Below are 16,593 nucleotides of genomic sequence, written 5' to 3' on the forward strand. Positions count from 1 at the left end.
AAAACCAATGAAAAGAATGAAATCGGTATTTATGATTATTTTTACCTTAGTAATGGTATTCAGCCTTGCCGCTTGTAACAGCACAAGCGAGAAGACTGCTGGAAATAAGTCTGCTTCAGGCGGCGGAGACAGCAAATCCGGAGATGCTGGAACGATTAACATTGGTTACTCTGGGCCATTAAGCGGACCTGCAGCGTTCTATGGCGAGCGTACTTTAAACGGGGTCAAAATGGCAGTAGAAGAACTTAACGGTGCTGGCGGTATCGAAGTTAGCGGTAAAAAGTACAAGTTTAATATTGTCTCTCTTGACGATAAATACCTGCCAAACGAAACAGGTGCAAACGCAAAGAGATTGCTTCAGGAAAACAAGACGCCAATCATCTTCACTCCACACAGCGGCGGCGTATTTGCAATGCAGGTTTTCAACCAGCAGGATAAATTCATCATTGGTGCTTACACAAGTGAACCGAAAGTATCTGAAGTTGGCAATAAGCTGACTGTACGTATTCCTCCACGTTACGATGGATATTTAAAGCCATTTACAGAGTATGAAATGGAGAAATTCGGTAAGAAAATCGCCTTCCTTCCAACTGCTTCTCAGTACGGCAAGGATTGGTCTGAAAAGCTGAAGCCTTATTGGGAAAAACAAGGCGGCAAGGTTGTATTCGAATCTGCGATTGACTTTGCTAAAGAAACAGACTTCTTTACAGTTGTAACAAATGCATTGAAAGAAAAGCCAGATGTCCTATTTGTCGGCGGTCCTTCTGAGCCAACAGCAAAAGTTATTAAGCAGGCTCGTGAACTTGGCTTTAAGGGCGGGTTCATCGTTATGGACCAAGCCAAAATGGACGAAATGAAGAAAGTAACAGGTTCATATGAAATGTTAAATGGTGCAATCGGCGTTATGCCATTAGCTGAGTCTAAAATCAGCCCGGTTATTCCTGATTTTGTGAAGAAATACCAAGAGAAGTATAAGGAAGTTCCAGGTTCTGAAGCAGGATTAAACTATATTGCTATGTATATCTTTGCAGAAGCAATCAAGGCTTCCGGCTCTGTAGACGACGCGGAGAAAATCCAAGCGGCTATGCAAAAGGGTGTAGACAATGTACCTGATAAGGCAAAAGTTTATATCTTTAACAAATTTGATGGCGGCGGCTTCGATGGTGATTTAGAAGTTGCAGCGGTTGAAAATGGTAAGATTGTACCTATTAAAGTTAAATAATAACACTTAAAAAACTAGCTCTAAAAATAAATTCCCCCTTGAAGGAAGGTTTTCAAGGGGGAATTTTCATTTATATTAGTGTTTTTACATTTGCAACCTTCAAGCGGTTAATAGCATCTATATAGGCATTGGCGCTGGCAACAATGATATCCACGTTAATCGCTCTTCCTGAAACCATTTTATCGTTGTTCCGGACTTTAACAAAGACCTCTCCAATTGAGTCTTTTCCCTTTGATATAGAATTGATTTTATAGTCAATTAACTCAAGCTCAAGGCCAAGCGCTGAATCGATTCCTTTGTAGATAGCATCAATCGGCCCATTTCCGTCTCCAATTCCTTCGATATCGGTATTTTCAGCTCCGATGATGTTGACGAAAGCACGATATTGGTTATGATTTAGGATCTGTAAGCTAAAGTCATTAAACGTAAAGGAAGATGGAACTGTATTTTTTGGCTGGGTTTCCAATAGGGCGATAATATCTTCATCAAAAATATCCTTTTTCCGATCTGCCAATTCCTTGTATTTTTTGAAAATCTCTTTTAATTGAGTTTCGTTTACCGAATAGCCGAGTTCTTCATATCTCTTTTTAAGCGCATTTCTTCCTGATAGCTTACCTAGAACTAATTTTGTTTCATTAAAACCAATACTTTCCGGCGTCATGATTTCGTATGTTGCTTTATCTTTAATCACGCCATCCTGATGGATCCCGGAAGAATGGGAGAAAGCATTTCCGCCAATTACCGCTTTATTGGGAGGAATGGCAATCCCCGTCAGCCTGCTGATCAGCTTGCTCGTTTTGGCGATTTCTTTAAGTTTTATACCTGTCTGGATGTTGAAGTAATCCTTCCGTGTTTCCAAAAGTGCTGCCACTTCTTCAAGGGCCACGTTTCCAGCCCTCTCACCGATTCCATTAATACAGCCTTCCACCTGGACTGCCCCGGCCTGGATGGCTGCAATGCTATTACTAAGTGCCATCCCTAGGTCATCATGGCAATGACAGCTCAACCGTACCTTTTCAATACCCTTTGTGTTTTCAAGAACGTATTGAAAAAGTTTCGTATACTCCTCTGGTGTTGTATAACCCACAGTATCAGGAAAATTTAAGACAGTTGCTCCCGCCTCTACGACCTTTTCAGCTACCTCAGAAAGGAATTCAAGCTCGGTACGTGTTGCGTCTTCACAGGAAAATTCGATATGTTTAAAATGTTTTGCGGCATAGGATACGCTTTCGACCGCTTTTTCCAAAACTTGTTCTTTAGTCATACCTAATTTGCGCTCGCGGTGGATAGGGGAGGTAGCGATAAAGATGTGTATGCCCGTATTGTCAATATCGCCCAAGGTGTTAATAACAGCATCAATATCATCTTTATTGGTGCGTGCAAGGCTGACCACCATTGGCCCTGAAACTGCTTTGGCAACCGCCCTGATTGCCTCGGCATCACCGGGTGAGGCATTAGCAAATCCTGCTTCAATAATATCAATCCCTAAATTTTCTAACCTTAGGGCAATCTCCACTTTTTCATCCAAATTAAAGCTGACTCCAGGTGTTTGTTCTCCGTCTCTTAATGTGGTATCAAAAAAATAAATCCTCTTTTCCATGATTAATCCCTCCTTATAAAAATAAAAATACCTTCACTTAACCTGAGGGGCGCAATTCGCGCGGTACCACCCTCATTCGCTGATCCCTTGCGGAAAACAGCCTCGGTAAGTAAAGGTATTACTTAAACAAATGCATAACGGTTTGCAGCCCGTTCTTCCTACTGTTAATTCAGAAGAAAGTCTCCAAGGCGAGACAGATTATTTCTCCTGCCTGTTTGCACCAACCACAGGCTCTCTATAAGGAAAGAATAATCAAACTCCTTTTCATAGACAATTACTAATATTCAGATTTTTAATTTAAACATATGTTACTACATTAGATATTTTTAATCAACATTTTTTTAAAAATAAATTTAATTATTAGAATTGTATGACTTTTTGTTGACGAAATATTTTTTTGTATATAAAATTATATGCAGGGGTGTTTAATAATGGAGAATCAAAAAATGAAAGAAAAGCGGAAATACTCTGTACCAGCAATTGAAAACGCTATGGAAATTCTTAAATTATTAAGCCGTAATCGCTTCCGGGAGAGTACTGTTACCGAGATTGCAAACGCTTTATCCTTAAATCCAGCGACATGCTATCGAATTTTGCAAAGCCTTGAAGAATTTTCAATGGTCCGGTACTTAGAAAACAAAAAGAGATATACCTTAGGCCCATATTTAGTCGTTCTTGGGGAAAGAGCCAAAGAGCACTTGGACTATTTATCTATTATTATGCCATATCTTGAAAAACTAACAAGAGAAACTGGTATGACTTCTATTCTTGTCAATAAAATTGGGGAAGATAAGGTGGCAATCGTTGCAAAAGTGGAAGCAAGCGATTTTGGTGTCAGCGTATCAGTCGGCCGGCATTTTTCCATAACGGATGGTTCATTCGGCATGTGTTTTCTAGCTCCGCTGGATCAACAGCAAAGGGAGTACTTCTTAAAACAGAAAAAGGGCTTAAAAACATTTTCTGTGGAAGAGGTTAAAACAATCGAAAGGGATATGGAGTTTATTAGAGAAAATGGCTATTCCATCACATACGGAGAGTATATTAAGGGATTAGGCGGAATTGCTGCTCCTATATTCAGCGGGGAAAATACTGTTGAAATGTCCATTGAATTAATCTGCTTTACTTCTCAGTTCGATAAAGAGGACCTTCATTTAAAAGGGATCTTAGTAAAAAGAGCTGCAGAAGACATTAGTAATAGAATTCGAAATCTAAGCTAGAGAAAGAAAAAGATAAAGAGAAATGTGAGTTGAGCTTATTGGTGGTGAACAAAGGGTGGAACCCCAGTCATGGCAAGACCTATATAGAAATCGTCAAACGAATGTAGAACAGGCGATTTTAAGCATAAAGTCATCTCAAAAGGTTTTTCTAGCACCATTTTGTAATGAGCCGCAAAGGCTTATTCAGGAGTTGGTGCTACAAAAAGAGAGATTACAAGATGTGATTCTTTATAATGCAGTGATCGGCAGTCCATGTATTTACGCTGATTCATCATGTTATCCCCACTTTCAAATAAGAACTTTTTTAAGTTCACCTCTATTAAAAGGCGCATTTTTACATAATACATGTGACTACTTGCCTGTCAATCTTTCAGAAATTCCAAAGTGGCTTACCTCGCAAAAAATCGATGTGGCCCTTATACAAGTTACACCTCCGAATGAAGAAGGCTACTGTAATCTTGGGTTATCGGTCGATATCGTACAAACATTAATAAAGCGTGCTGGATTCGTTGTAGCCCAAGTAAATCGAAATCTTCCTTTTACAAATGGTGCTACACTTGTACATGTTTCTGAAATCGATCAATTTGTTTTATCTGACACACCATTGCTGACATTATCTCGTGGAAATCTTTCTGAGGAAGAAATAACGATTGGCAGAAATGTCGCAGAACTTATCCCCGATTACGCAACCATCCAAGTGGGTCTTGGGAAAATTGCAGAAAGTATTCTATTATCTCTAAAAAATAAAAAGGGACTAGGGATCCATTCCGGGTCGATTTCAGACCCGATAATCGAATTGATCAATTTAGGAGTTGTAACAAATGAACAAAAAGAGATTAACCGGTATAAATCGGTATGTACAACACTGACAGGAACAGAAGATTTATACCGCTATTGTCACGATAATCCAACTATTGAATTATACCCCTCAGATTATACTCATAATGCAGCAGTAATCTCCAATATTAGCAATTTTTATTCAATCAATTCCGCGTTGGAAGTGGATCTATTTGGCCAAATCAATGCGGAGCAAATCGGTAAGGTTCCTATAGCCGGTGTTGGCGGACAAATGGATTTTATTCACGGTGCAAGACTTTCTAAGGGCGGCAAGTCGATTATCGCCCTTCCGTCCACAGCAAAGAGAGGAACAGAGTCACGAATAAAGGTTAGAACATCTTATGTTACTTCTGTAAAGTCAGAAATTGACTATGTGGTAACAGAGTTTGGAATTGCCTCATTATTTGGAAAATCACTTCAAGAACGTGCAAAAGAATTAGTTTCCATCGCACATCCGCAATTTCGGGAAAAATTATTAGCAGAATTTGAAAGGGAATTCATGAAGAAAGTTATTTATTAAAATTTAAAAATGGAAGGGTTGAGTTGAAGATGGAAAAATTAGAAAATAAAGTTGCGATTGTTACAGGTGCAGGACGAGGAATTGGCCGGGAGATTGCATTGTTATTGGCAAAAGAAGGTGCAAAAGTAGTTGTAAATGACTTGGGCGGTGGTGCAGACGGGAAGGGCAATAACGCAAAAGTAGCGGACGAAGTGGTCCAGGAGATAAGAGAGGCAGGCGGAACAGCTGCAGCAAACTATGATTCAGTGGCTGAATTTGAAAATGCCGGTAACATTGTTCAAACAGCCTTAAATGAATTTGGACGATTAGACATTGTGGTGAATAATGCGGGGATTTTAAGGGACCGCATGGTTTTCAAAATGAGTGAAGAAGAATGGGATTCCGTTATAGCTGTCCATTTAAAAGGCTCCTTCAACATGACAAGAGTAGCTGCACCGATTTTTAAAGAACAAAAAGGCGGAAGATTTATTAACTTTACCTCTACCTCCGGTTTAATCGGTAACGTCGGGCAGGCAAACTATGCTGCTGCAAAATTAGGGATTGCGGGCCTGACAAAAATTACTGCCTTAGATATGGCGCGCTATAATGTAACAGCAAATGCGGTGGCCCCCTTTGCTTGGAGCCGATTAATCGGTACAATTCCGACTGAAACTGACACTGAAAAGGAAAGGGTGGAAAAATTAAAGCAGATGTCACCTGCTCATATTGCGCCGCTTGTAGCCTTCTTAAGCTCGGATGAATCGGCGGATGTATCAGGACAAATTTTCGGTGTTCGCGGCAAAGAAATCATGGTCTTCTCGCAGCCTCGGCCAGTTCGTTCCGTATACAACTCAGAAGGCTGGTCAATTGAAAGCATTAGCGCGATTAAAGGTTCTTTACAATCTGCTTTTACTCCGCTTGAAGTGAGTAAAGATGTTTTTCCATATGAGCCGTTAGTTTAATAGAGTTAGTGAAAATATTTAAATTGAGGTGGAAAATTTGGTAGTGGATTCAAATGAAGAACTTAGAAAAATCTATGAAAATAGTCCATTTAATAATTTATTAGGGATAAAATTAGCAGAATTCGAGGAAGGCAAGGTGGTCTATTCGCTTGAAACAAGACCGTCTCATTTAAATGTGAATCAGGCCATCCATGGCGGGGTGTATTTTACTTTGCTTGATTCTGTAATGGGTGCTACTATCCGTTCAGTGGTTAAGCTCCCAATAGTTACGATAAACACCAGTATCAATTACTTTACACCAGTGGCTAATGGAGAAACGATGCTGGCAAAGGCAAATATTATCCAGGAAGGCGGAAGCATTGTAACTGCAGAGGGTACTATTGAAGACGAAAATGGCAATGTTTTTGCAAAGGCGACAGGAACATTTAAAAAAATACGTAACACTTAATAGAAGTAGATGGAGGTTAAAAGATGACCATTACCAAAGCGTTTAATCCGCTGAAACAAGACCGTCCTTTTTTTACCGAGGAGCATGTCATGTTCAGGGATTCATTACGGAAATTCCTCGAGAAGGAAGCTATACCATATTATGAACAATGGGAAGAAGATCGACTAGTCCCTCGGTCATTTTGGACGAAACTAGGTGAAAATGGTTTTTTATGTCCTGCTGTAAGTGAAGAGTACGGCGGTGCAGGCGGCGATTTTGCTCTTTCGATTATTCTTGCAGAAGAACTCGCACGAATTGGCGGAGGTCTTTCTGGTCCAAGTACACATAGTAATATCATCGTTCCTTATTTGGAATCATTTGGAACAGAAGAGCAAAAACAGAAATATCTTCCGGGCTGCGTAAGCGGGGAAATTATTACGGCAATTGCCATGACCGAACCGGGAACGGGTTCCGATTTAGCCAATATCAGTACAACTGCGGTAAAAGATGGAGACTCCTATATTATTAACGGTCAAAAAACATTCATCACGAACGGAATACATTCTGATTTAATTGTTGTGGCATGCAAAACAGACCCGCATGCAAATCCGCCGCACAAAGGAGTTAGTTTAATTTTAGTGGATAGAGGAACTCCTGGTTTTTCCAGAGGAAGAAAATTGAAAAAGGTTGGTATGCATGCACAGGATACGGCCGAACTCATTTTTGAAGATGTAAAAGTGCCGGTATCTAATTTACTTGGCGAAGAAGGGAAAGGCTTTAGATATTTGATGACAAAGCTCCAGCAGGAACGAATACTGGCTGCCATTGGCGGTCAAGTAGCCGCTGAACGGATGCTGGAATTGACACTTAAATATGTAAAAGAAAGAGAGGCTTTCGGAAAGCCGATTGGGAAGTTTCAGAACACCCAATTTAAACTTGCGGAAATTGCGACACAGGTTCAGCTAGGCCGTACCTTTGTCGACCAATTGATTGTCAGACATCAAAATGGTGAGGATATTGTAACTGAGGTTTCGATGGGCAAATGGTGGATTACGGATATGGCAAGAAGAATTTCGAGCGAATGCATGCAGCTCCATGGCGGATACGGATACATGGAAGAATATGAAATTGCCCGCAGATACAGAGACATTGCCGTATCGCCTATCTTCGCTGGCACAAATGAAATTATGAAAGTAATTATTGCTAAACAACTGGGATTATAAAACTAAGTCTCATTAACACAAAGATAAAGAAAAGGATTTTACTTTAAATCCTTTTCTTTACTCTTGTTAACTTACTATTTAAAAATAATGGGGGAGACATATGGATCAGTTGATGGTCTCAGCAAGCCAGCAATTATTAATAGGTGAAGCATTAAAATACGCTGCTCACAATGCCCCAAACCGTCAAGCATTTGTTTATGAAAACCGAAGACCCACATACCGGGAAATTCTAAAGAATGCAGAGCATTTAGCTGGCTGGTTGCAGGCACAAGGAATTGGTAAAAACGACAAAGTTGGCTGTTTATTTAAAAATGGAATGTCATTTGTTGAATTATATTTTGCTGTGAGTTTGGCAGGGGGAGTTTTTGTACCTGTCAACTTTCGATTGGTCTCCAAGGAAATCGAATATATCGTAAATAATGCTGATATTAAGATTTTATTTGTCGAAGAAGAGTTTAACGATACTATTTCTCCAATCCTAGATTTGCTCCCACACGTCCAATTGATTGTCGTAGATGGTGCTATTCCAGAAAATCACATAAATGAAATGGTTGCCTACACATCAAAATTTACTTCACCTTCTGAATATACACCTCCAACAGACCTACAAGACAATGATGCCCACGCTATTATTTACACATCTGGAACAACCGGAAAACCAAAAGGGGCTGTATTAACTCATAAAAATTTTTATCTGAATGCAATGAACAGAACCTTTCATAGCCAAACACCAAGAGGTATCAATGAACTTGTTGTTCCACCGCTTTTCCACGTTGCTGCACTATCACGATTAGTGAGCAACTGCTTGATGGAGGGGACCATTTATATTCAACGCGAATTCCAGCCAGAGCAAATCCTCAAAACCATTGAAACTGAAAAAATTAATGCGATGTTTTTAGTACCTTCCATGTGGAATTTTTTATTTCAAGTACCCAATCTACTAGACTATGATGTGAGCACGATGATTAGCTGTGGTTTAGGAGGCGCCATATGTCCCGTTGAAATAAAGAAAAGAATTATGGAAGTCTTTAAAAATGGGAAAATAATCGAAGCCTTCGGCCAGACTGAAATGAGTCCATCGACAACTTACCTGACAGGAGAGGACACGATTAGAAAAACGGCATCTGTGGGAAAACCAGCAATTAATGTCCGGGTCAGGATTGTTGATGATGAAATGAATGACGTTCCTACGGGAGAGGTTGGGGAAATTGTTTACCAAGGTCCGACATTAATGAAAGAGTACTATAAAAATCCCGAAGCAACCAAAGAGGCATTTAAAGGCGGATGGTTCCACAGCGGTGACTTGGTCCGGATGGACGGAGAGGGGTACATTTATGTAGTCGATCGTAAGAAGGATATGGTGATTAGCGGCGGCGAAAATATCTATCCAAAAGAAATTGAGGAGGTTCTTTATACACATCCTGATATTTTGGAAGCTGCCGTGGTCGGTGTTCCGGACCCGGAATGGGGTGAAAACATCAAAGCATTTATTGTGATGAAACCAAGTCGGCGTTTAACGGTAGAAGAAGTTATAGAGTATTGTAAACAGAATCTTGCATCCTATAAAAAGCCGAAATTGGTAGAATTTATTGCTGCACTGCCACGGAATGCATCTGGAAAAGTATTGAAAACTGAATTGCGAGAAGAAAATTTAAAATCTGGTATTCATTAATAAATAACCCTCCCTAATGAGCAAAGGGAGGGTTTCATCACTATTTAACTTTTCTTAACGACCATTTTAAGAAGATTAGAAGCATAAGATTCTGCAATTTCTTCGCCCGTTTGGGGACCATCCTGGTTATACCATTGCTGGATATAGTTGATGGCACTTAGAATAATCATCCGAACCATTTTTGTGTCATCAATTTCAAAGACTTGCTTTTCAATGCCCTCATTTAAAATTTTGTCAAAGTAATGGGCGTAATTTCTTCTAGCATCAAGAACTTCATTCAACTGATCATCAGTAAATTTTTGATATGGCTTATCCATGATCATAAACATGGATTTTTCTTTAGTTGAAAGCAAAATATGGGCTTTAATAGCACTTTCCAGCTTTTCAATGGGGTTTAAATCACTGTGTACAACTTCTTCGATTTTTTCAAGACTCAATTCCATGATCATCTGATGGCAGTGATATAGAATATCATCTTTATTTTTAAAATAATAATACATGGAGCCTTTGGTCATCAATAGCTGTGCTGCTATTTCTTCCATAGTAGTTCCATGATAGCCTTTTTCAGCAAGAACGGCTGCAGCAGAGCGTAGGATTTCCCTTTTTTTCTTTGCTATTTTTTGTTCCCTAAACGAAGACATTTGACTCACTCCCATCCCATTTTATGATGTTTATTGAAGTTATTTATTTAAATTGTAGTTTATTTTTTTACTATTAGTTTAAATAGTATATTAATTATTCTAAAAAATCAACCTATTTTAATATTATACTAAAACTTCAAAGTGAAAGATATATATAGAAAACAAGATTCATTTACAAAAACTGAACTTTAATTTAAAAAATAAATAAATTGTAAAATAATCTAAAAATTGCTATTATTGTAATAAATGGAAACGTTGTCAAAGCTTTAATTAAAAAAAGATAGGGAGGTTTTTGTTATGGCAGAATTAGTGCATATTGAAAAGTTAGCAGGGGTTGCCATCGTCACCATTGATAATCCACCGATGAATGTATTAAGCAAGCAGGTAACAAGAGAGTTGGGTGAGGTTTTCACCGTCATTGCCGAGGATTCCGAAGTGATTGCTGCTATTTTAACAGGTGCGGGAAGCAGGGCATTTATGGCAGGTGCGGATATCAAGGAATTCCCTCAATCACTTGGGTTGGAAAAAGATCAATTAAAGAAAAACAATCTGGAATCGCATGCCGTATTGAACTTTATTGAACGAATCCCGAAACCCACGATTGCGCTGCTAAATGGACTGGCTTTTGGCGGCGGCTGTGAACTGGCATTAACTTGTGATATTCGGATCGCTGAGGAGCATGTAAAAATCGGACTGCCTGAGGTCAAATTAGGACTTTTCCCGGGAGGCGGCGGAACACAGCGTTTACCTAGATTAATAGGACCATCCAAAGCAAAAGAATTAATGTTTTTGGGAGAACCTTTGTCAGCGGAGGAAGCACTTAAAATTGGATTGGTCAATCAAGTTGTTGAAAGCGGGAAAGGTATGGAGACAGCCATCTCCATGGCGAAAAAGCTGGCCAGTTATTCCTTGCAGGCCTTAAGCAGAATAAAGAAAGCTGTTAATGACGGAATCGATACTTCCCTTGATGGAGGATTAGAATTGGAGGCTGAACTTTTTGCTGAAGTATTCGGCACCGAGGATGTTCGCGAAGGAGTCCAGGCATTTATTGAAAAACGGTCGCCATCCTTCAAACATCAATAAATAATATAAAAAGATTTTTATCATTATATCCTGATAATTAACCAATTGAAATGGAGGTTGAATGGAATGGATTTTGCTTACACTGAATCGGAATTGGAGTTTCAAAAAGAACTAAGAGCTTGGCTGGAGGAAAACCTGCCTGAAGGATGGCTGGAGGGAAAACGAGTCATTCCAGAGGACGATAATCAAAAAGCGGCGTTTTTGAGAGATTGGTATCGAAAACTGGCAGAAGGTAGATGGGCTGGAATTTCCTGGCCAAAGGAATACGGTGGCAGAGGTGCATCATTAATGGAAGAAGTCATCTACGAGCAGGAGATGGCAAGGGTGAAAGCACCGCCTGCATTAAATATTATAGGGACAGCCATGGTCGGCCCAACTCTATTACAAATTGGAACCGATTACCAGAAGGAGCGTTATATCGAGAAAATATTAAATGGGGAAGAAATTTGGTGTCAAGGCTACTCGGAGCCAAATGCAGGCTCTGACCTCGCTGCCATTCAAACAAGGGCGGTTAAAAAAGGCGATAAATGGATTATCAACGGCCAAAAGATTTGGACCAGTTATGCTCATTTGGCTGACCGCTGCTTTTTATTGGCCCGAACTGAAAATACAGGGAAAAAACATGAAGGAATTACAGCTTTTCTAGTTGATATGCATCAAGAAGGTGTGGAAACACGGACAATCCGTTCAATCAATGATCGACGCGACTTTAACGAAATGTTCTTCAATGATGCCATTGCCTATGATGCGGATATTGTTGGTGAGGTTAATCAAGGCTGGAAAGTCTCTTTGATTTTACTAAGTCATGAACGTGTTGGTGTAGCGAGACAAACATTCAGGCTGCAAAAACAATTTGAGGAATTGGTCGAATTGGCAAAATCAATGAAAAAGAATGGCCGCCCCCTCGCCGCTGACCCGCTGGTTCGGCAAAATCTTGCCATTTTCCGGACAAAAACAAAAGCCCTATTGTTTAATTACTACCGCCACTTAACCACCACCATTCGTACAGGACGTCCTGGCCCTGAAGGTTCGATGGATAAACTTGCTTCCAGTGAATTAGGACAGGAAATGCTGGCATATGCGATGTCTCTCCAAGGTGCATCCGGTACATTATGGAAGGAAGATGCATCCGTCGACCAAAATTGGCAGCAGGAATACCTTCGGTCATTTGCTTATACCATTGAGGGCGGAACATCTGAAATACAAAAAAATATCGTTGGTGAACGAATTCTAGGTCTGCCAAAGGATATCAAATATTAAAAGCTTACAAGGATTATCTAAAAAATAAAAATTGAGGTGGTTATATGGATTTCGCGTTGAATGAAGAACAATTAATGTTTCAAGAAACAACCCGACAGTTTTTAGAATCGAAGGGGGATTTGGCGATACCCCGAGATTATATGAATGGAAAAAAACAGGTATTAGAAGAATTATGGAATGGTTTAGGCATCCTTGGTTTTATGGGGATTAATATCTCAGAACCCTATGGAGGATTAGGTCTTGGAGCTCTATCACTAGTGCCAATTTTAGAAGAAATGGGCCGTACAGTTGTGCCGGGTCCCTATCCTGAAACTGTGGCTTTTGCGGTACCGCTATTGGAAGCTTACGGTTCATCGGAACAGAAGGAAAGGTATTTGCCTGAAATTGCTGCGGGAAAGCGTAAGTTTTCGCTTGCACTTTTAGAAGAAAGCGGAGAGCTATCGCCTTCTGCCATCCAGCTAAAGGCTGAACAACAAGGGAATGAGTATGTATTGCAAGGTAAGAAAATACTCGTTCCATATGCAGACATTGTTGATACACTTATTGTTCCTGTTCGAACAGGCGGCAATTCCCAAGGTGAATACGGAATTTCCTTGATTTTAGTAGATTGTAATCAGGCTAACCTAACCATGCAGGAACTGCAAAGCATTGATGAAACTAGAAAACTGGTTAATGTTACGTTTCATGATGTAAAGATACCTAATTCACAGCTGTTAGGTATTGAAAATGAAGGATGGGCCATTTTAGAAACAGGTTTGAACCATTTAAATGCTGCGTTTGCCTCCACAATGGTAGGAGGAATAGAGCGTGTTGTGGAGATGTCAACCGAGTATGCGAAGACCCGCCAACAATTTGGGCAGCCAATCGGGCGATTCCAAGCTGTCAAACATCGGATTGTGGATATGAAACTGGCTCTTGAAAGTTCCCGTTCCTTGTCCTATTACGCATCGTGGGCAGCGGAAAACAATGCTGAAGAGTTATCGGAAGCCGTGTCAATGGCCCGTTCCTTTATTTCGGAAGCCTATATTAAAGCTGCTGGGGCAAATATTCAAAATCATGGGGGAATGGGCTTTACATGGGAGTTTGATTGCCACCTATTCCTAAAGCGGGCCCGTTCCTTAGAAAATCATCTTGGATCGCCTGAATATCATCGCGAAAAAATCGCTGTTGAATTGGGCTGGTCAGAAAATGTCATTCCCGAAATTTTGATGTCATAACCAAATTAGAAAATGGTGTTTTGCAAAAGGTAAGTTTACCAGATTGGATGCTTGCCTTTTGTAGTTAAATTTTAAATTATTTGAATAGTTAGATTTTTAATTGACAAAAAATTTTTTTGTATATAAAATAAATTTAAGCTACATAGTTATACACCCATTTATTCTACAGCGTTGTAAGCGTATTCCTGCCAACCTTCCTTATATTTTTTTTGCCCGAAAATTCTTCCATGTTTTGACTCCATTCTAACAAGGTTCTGCTTTTAGTTTTTTGAATTCTTGAAATATCACTAACTGAAAGGATGTATGTTATGGATTTTAACGACATTCAAGTGACGATTAATAAAGGAATTTGCACGATTAAGCTCAATCGGCCTGATGTGAGAAATGCACTAGGTCTCACACTACGAAAAGAATTAAAAGAGTTCTTCTCTAGTGTAAAAGAAAACGATGAAATAAAAGTCATTGTGTTGACTGGTGAGGGAAAAGCATTTTCCGCCGGGGGTGACTTAAGTTCATTAAAAGAAATAGATGCAGTTAAAGGCCGATTGAGATTGCAATCAGGGCATGAAATGATTCAATCTATTATCGACCTGGAAAAGCCTGTTATTGCTGCTGTTAATGGCGCTGCAGCAGGAGCAGGCTTCAGCCTTGCATTGGCCTGCGACCTCATAATTGCAAAACGCTCCTCATTTTTTGTCCAAAGCTTTACGAATGTTGGTTTGGTTCCTGATCTTGGTTCGATTTACTTTCTGCCTAGGTTAATTGGAAGGCAGCGCGCCATGGAACTGATGCTTTTGGGTGAAAGAGTGACAGCAGAACAGGCGCTGAGTCTTGGAATTATCAACCGTGTGGTGGAGGATGATTCTTTCGAAGATGAAGTCTACCGGCTATCCTCAAGGCTTGCTGAAGGACCTGGCTTCGCAGCTGGATTAACAAAGAAATTGGTGAATAGAAGTGTTCTTGCGAGTATTAGTGAAACATTTGAATTGGAAGGTTTCGCACAAGGACTATGTTTCGAATCTGAAGATTTCAAGGAAGGCGTACAGGCCTTTTTCGAAAAACGGAAACCGAGGTTCAACTAATATTAAGGAGGAGAACAGAGGTTTGCTTAATTTAAATGATATTTCACAGCTATCAATATATGAAATGCTGGAGCAATCTGTTCAGAAATATCCTCATAGATTAGCAGTCATAGATGGACTGATTGAACTGGATTACGTACGGTTAAAGGAAACCGTGGATGCATTCGCCTCTGTTTTATATCAAAAAGGGTTCCAAAAAGGGGACCGGGTTGGCTTAATGCTGCCTAATAGCGTTCATTATATGGTTTCTTATTATGCGGCAATGCGTTTAGGCGGCATTGTTGTCCAAGTAAATCCATTATATCAAACATCAGAACTAGAATATATGCTTGAAGATGCTGATCCAAAATGGTTTATATGCGGAAGGAATCAGTCAGAAAAACTGGAAAGGGTTAAAAAGTTTGAAAATGTTCATGTCATTTTTACAGAGGATGAAAATGGAAGTAATCAAGTTCTGCTGAAGGAAAAAGTCAATGAACTTCCGCCCTTAAATATTAATCCTAAAGAGGACATTGCCGTATTGCAGTATACGGGTGGTACAACAGGCAAATCCAAAGGCGTTATGCTGACCCATTTTAATATTGTCTGTAATATTCATCAATCCGGGGAAGTCGTGGCACCGGTAATGGTTGAGGGGGAAGAACGGTTACTGGGAATTTCCCCTCTTACCCATGCAATGGCAATGACGAATATGAATAATGCAATTCGAACGGCAGCCACTTATATCATTCTTGAAAAATTTAATGCTACTAGAGTATTAGAACTAATACGCCAATACCGCCCGACTTTCATGGTAGGCTCTCCGACAATGTATATTGCGCTATTGAATCATCCTGACCTGGAAAAATATGATTTATCATGCTTTAAGATTTGTGTTTCCGGATCCGCGCCTCTACCGGTCGAAGTCATAAAAGAATTAGAACGGAAAACGGGTGCGCAAATCTTTGAAGGGTATGGTTTGTCGGAAGGAACTACGTCTACACACCGTACTCCGTTAGGAGGTAAACGTAAAATTGGCAGTGTTGGGGTTCCGATTCCTGGAACAGTTTCAAAAATTGTTGATATGGAAACTGGTTTTGAAGAGGTTCCTGTTGGCGAAAACGGAGAGCTAATCATAAAAGGTCCGCAAGTCATGAAGGGGTATTGGAAGAAACCAGAGGAAACCATGTTAACTGTCCGTAATGGCTGGCTTTACACGGGGGATATTGCCTATCGGGATGAAGATGGATTCTATTATATATCGGGCAGAAAAAAGGATATGGTTATTGCCGGGGGATTAAATATCTATCCTGCAGAAGTAGAAGAGGTTCTTTACCAGCACCCGAAGGTAGCGGAAGCCTGTGCCTTTGGTGTACCCGATGCCTATTTGGGTGAAAAATTATTGGCTGTCATCGTCTTGAAAAAAGGTGAAAGTTTAACTGAAAATGAATTCCTTAGCTGGTGCGAAGGCAGAATCGCCAGATATAAAATCCCAAGAGCGGTCGAATTCCGGGACGCCCTGCCAAAGACGATCGTCGGAAAGATATTGCGCCGCCAACTAGTCGAAGAGTATAAAACTAAATTGCAAATTTAATAGGAAACAATCAAAGTTATATGACCTTTAATGCAATCGAAAAATATCCCAGCCGTTTCCGTTTAAATATTTTGAGAG

At 40.0% G+C, this 16,593-nt stretch carries 14 protein-coding genes and 1 other annotated feature; of the genes, 12 read left to right on the top strand and 2 right to left on the bottom strand.

The window, feature by feature from the left end; genetic code table 11:
- The first annotated feature begins 7 nt into the window (after positions 1-7).
- Positions 8-1,222 carry an ABC transporter substrate-binding protein gene (locus ACFPA1_RS04585; protein WP_213140391.1) on the top strand — a complete coding sequence of 405 codons (1,215 nt, stop codon included), beginning with the start codon at positions 8-10 and terminating at the stop codon, positions 1,220-1,222.
- Positions 1,223-1,292: 70 nt separating this feature from the next.
- On the opposite strand, the gene ACFPA1_RS04590 is transcribed toward ACFPA1_RS04585, so the two are convergent.
- Positions 1,293-2,822 (bottom strand): 2-isopropylmalate synthase, encoded by a 1,530-nt coding sequence (locus ACFPA1_RS04590; protein ID WP_378581522.1) that lies wholly within the window; start codon positions 2,820-2,822, stop codon positions 1,293-1,295.
- A 42-nt stretch (positions 2,823-2,864) separates the two neighbouring features.
- Positions 2,865-3,099 (bottom strand) — a binding site (T-box leader).
- A 154-nt stretch (positions 3,100-3,253) separates the two neighbouring features.
- Between ACFPA1_RS04590 and ACFPA1_RS04595 the strand changes: the two genes are divergently transcribed.
- The 6 genes from ACFPA1_RS04595 to ACFPA1_RS04620 all read left to right on the top strand — a co-directional run bounded on the left by ACFPA1_RS04595 (position 3,254) and on the right by ACFPA1_RS04620 (position 9,659).
- Positions 3,254-4,039: an IclR family transcriptional regulator gene (locus ACFPA1_RS04595; RefSeq protein WP_213140389.1), complete on the top strand. Its 786-nt coding sequence runs from the start codon at positions 3,254-3,256 to the stop codon at positions 4,037-4,039.
- A 55-nt stretch (positions 4,040-4,094) separates the two neighbouring features.
- A complete protein-coding gene (locus ACFPA1_RS04600; protein WP_213140388.1) occupies positions 4,095-5,396 on the top strand; it encodes an acetyl-CoA hydrolase/transferase family protein in 1,302 nt (433 codons plus the stop codon).
- 29 nt (positions 5,397-5,425) lie between these two features.
- Positions 5,426-6,337, top strand: a complete 912-nt coding sequence (locus ACFPA1_RS04605; protein ID WP_213140387.1) for an SDR family NAD(P)-dependent oxidoreductase — start codon at positions 5,426-5,428, stop codon at positions 6,335-6,337.
- A 43-nt stretch (positions 6,338-6,380) separates the two neighbouring features.
- On the top strand, positions 6,381-6,785 hold the full coding sequence (locus tag ACFPA1_RS04610) for a PaaI family thioesterase (RefSeq protein ID WP_378581525.1): 405 nt from the start codon (positions 6,381-6,383) through the stop codon (positions 6,783-6,785).
- A gap of 23 nt (positions 6,786-6,808) precedes the next feature.
- Positions 6,809-7,987: an acyl-CoA dehydrogenase family protein gene (locus ACFPA1_RS04615; protein ID WP_213140385.1), complete on the top strand. Its 1,179-nt coding sequence runs from the start codon at positions 6,809-6,811 to the stop codon at positions 7,985-7,987.
- A gap of 100 nt (positions 7,988-8,087) precedes the next feature.
- On the top strand, positions 8,088-9,659 hold the full coding sequence (locus ACFPA1_RS04620) for an acyl-CoA synthetase (protein ID WP_378581527.1): 1,572 nt from the start codon (positions 8,088-8,090) through the stop codon (positions 9,657-9,659).
- 44 nt (positions 9,660-9,703) lie between these two features.
- On the opposite strand, the gene ACFPA1_RS04625 is transcribed toward ACFPA1_RS04620, so the two are convergent.
- The gene (locus ACFPA1_RS04625) at positions 9,704-10,300 is read right to left on the bottom strand and encodes a TetR/AcrR family transcriptional regulator (RefSeq protein ID WP_213140383.1); all 597 of its coding nucleotides are present in this window, start codon (positions 10,298-10,300) and stop codon (positions 9,704-9,706) included.
- Between the two features lie 297 nt (positions 10,301-10,597).
- On the opposite strand from ACFPA1_RS04625, the gene ACFPA1_RS04630 reads away from it, so the two are divergent.
- From ACFPA1_RS04630 to ACFPA1_RS04650, 5 genes are all read left to right on the top strand, one after another.
- Positions 10,598-11,383 (top strand): enoyl-CoA hydratase, encoded by a 786-nt coding sequence (locus ACFPA1_RS04630; protein ID WP_213140382.1) that lies wholly within the window; start codon positions 10,598-10,600, stop codon positions 11,381-11,383.
- Between the two features lie 66 nt (positions 11,384-11,449).
- On the top strand, positions 11,450-12,643 hold the full coding sequence (locus ACFPA1_RS04635) for an acyl-CoA dehydrogenase family protein (RefSeq protein ID WP_213140381.1): 1,194 nt from the start codon (positions 11,450-11,452) through the stop codon (positions 12,641-12,643).
- Between the two features lie 44 nt (positions 12,644-12,687).
- Positions 12,688-13,860, top strand: a complete 1,173-nt coding sequence (locus ACFPA1_RS04640) for an acyl-CoA dehydrogenase family protein (protein WP_213140380.1) — start codon at positions 12,688-12,690, stop codon at positions 13,858-13,860.
- A gap of 308 nt (positions 13,861-14,168) precedes the next feature.
- The gene (locus ACFPA1_RS04645; RefSeq protein WP_213140379.1) at positions 14,169-14,942 is read left to right on the top strand and encodes an enoyl-CoA hydratase/isomerase family protein; all 774 of its coding nucleotides are present in this window, start codon (positions 14,169-14,171) and stop codon (positions 14,940-14,942) included.
- 22 nt (positions 14,943-14,964) lie between these two features.
- On the top strand, positions 14,965-16,515 hold the full coding sequence (locus ACFPA1_RS04650) for a long-chain-fatty-acid--CoA ligase (RefSeq protein ID WP_241113627.1): 1,551 nt from the start codon (positions 14,965-14,967) through the stop codon (positions 16,513-16,515).
- The last annotated feature ends 78 nt before the right edge of the window (positions 16,516-16,593 follow it).

Source organism: Neobacillus sp. GCM10023253, assembly GCF_042653105.1.
Classification (GTDB): domain Bacteria; phylum Bacillota; class Bacilli; order Bacillales; family Cytobacillaceae; genus Neobacillus; species Neobacillus citreus.

Bases quoted from the DNA above. Each gene is read 5' to 3' on its own strand.
- ACFPA1_RS04585 (WP_213140391.1), top strand. From the start codon at position 8: ATGAAAAGAATGAAATCGGTATTTATGATTATTTTTACCTTAGTAATG.
- ACFPA1_RS04590 (WP_378581522.1), bottom strand. From the start codon at position 2,822: ATGGAAAAGAGGATTTATTTTTTTGATACCACATTAAGAGACGGAGAA.
- ACFPA1_RS04595 (WP_213140389.1), top strand. From the start codon at position 3,254: ATGGAGAATCAAAAAATGAAAGAAAAGCGGAAATACTCTGTACCAGCA.
- ACFPA1_RS04605 (WP_213140387.1), top strand. From the start codon at position 5,426: ATGGAAAAATTAGAAAATAAAGTTGCGATTGTTACAGGTGCAGGACGA.
- ACFPA1_RS04615 (WP_213140385.1), top strand. From the start codon at position 6,809: ATGACCATTACCAAAGCGTTTAATCCGCTGAAACAAGACCGTCCTTTT.
- ACFPA1_RS04620 (WP_378581527.1), top strand. From the start codon at position 8,088: ATGGATCAGTTGATGGTCTCAGCAAGCCAGCAATTATTAATAGGTGAA.
- ACFPA1_RS04625 (WP_213140383.1), bottom strand. From the start codon at position 10,300: ATGTCTTCGTTTAGGGAACAAAAAATAGCAAAGAAAAAAAGGGAAATC.
- ACFPA1_RS04630 (WP_213140382.1), top strand. From the start codon at position 10,598: ATGGCAGAATTAGTGCATATTGAAAAGTTAGCAGGGGTTGCCATCGTC.
- ACFPA1_RS04635 (WP_213140381.1), top strand. From the start codon at position 11,450: ATGGATTTTGCTTACACTGAATCGGAATTGGAGTTTCAAAAAGAACTA.
- ACFPA1_RS04640 (WP_213140380.1), top strand. From the start codon at position 12,688: ATGGATTTCGCGTTGAATGAAGAACAATTAATGTTTCAAGAAACAACC.
- ACFPA1_RS04645 (WP_213140379.1), top strand. From the start codon at position 14,169: ATGGATTTTAACGACATTCAAGTGACGATTAATAAAGGAATTTGCACG.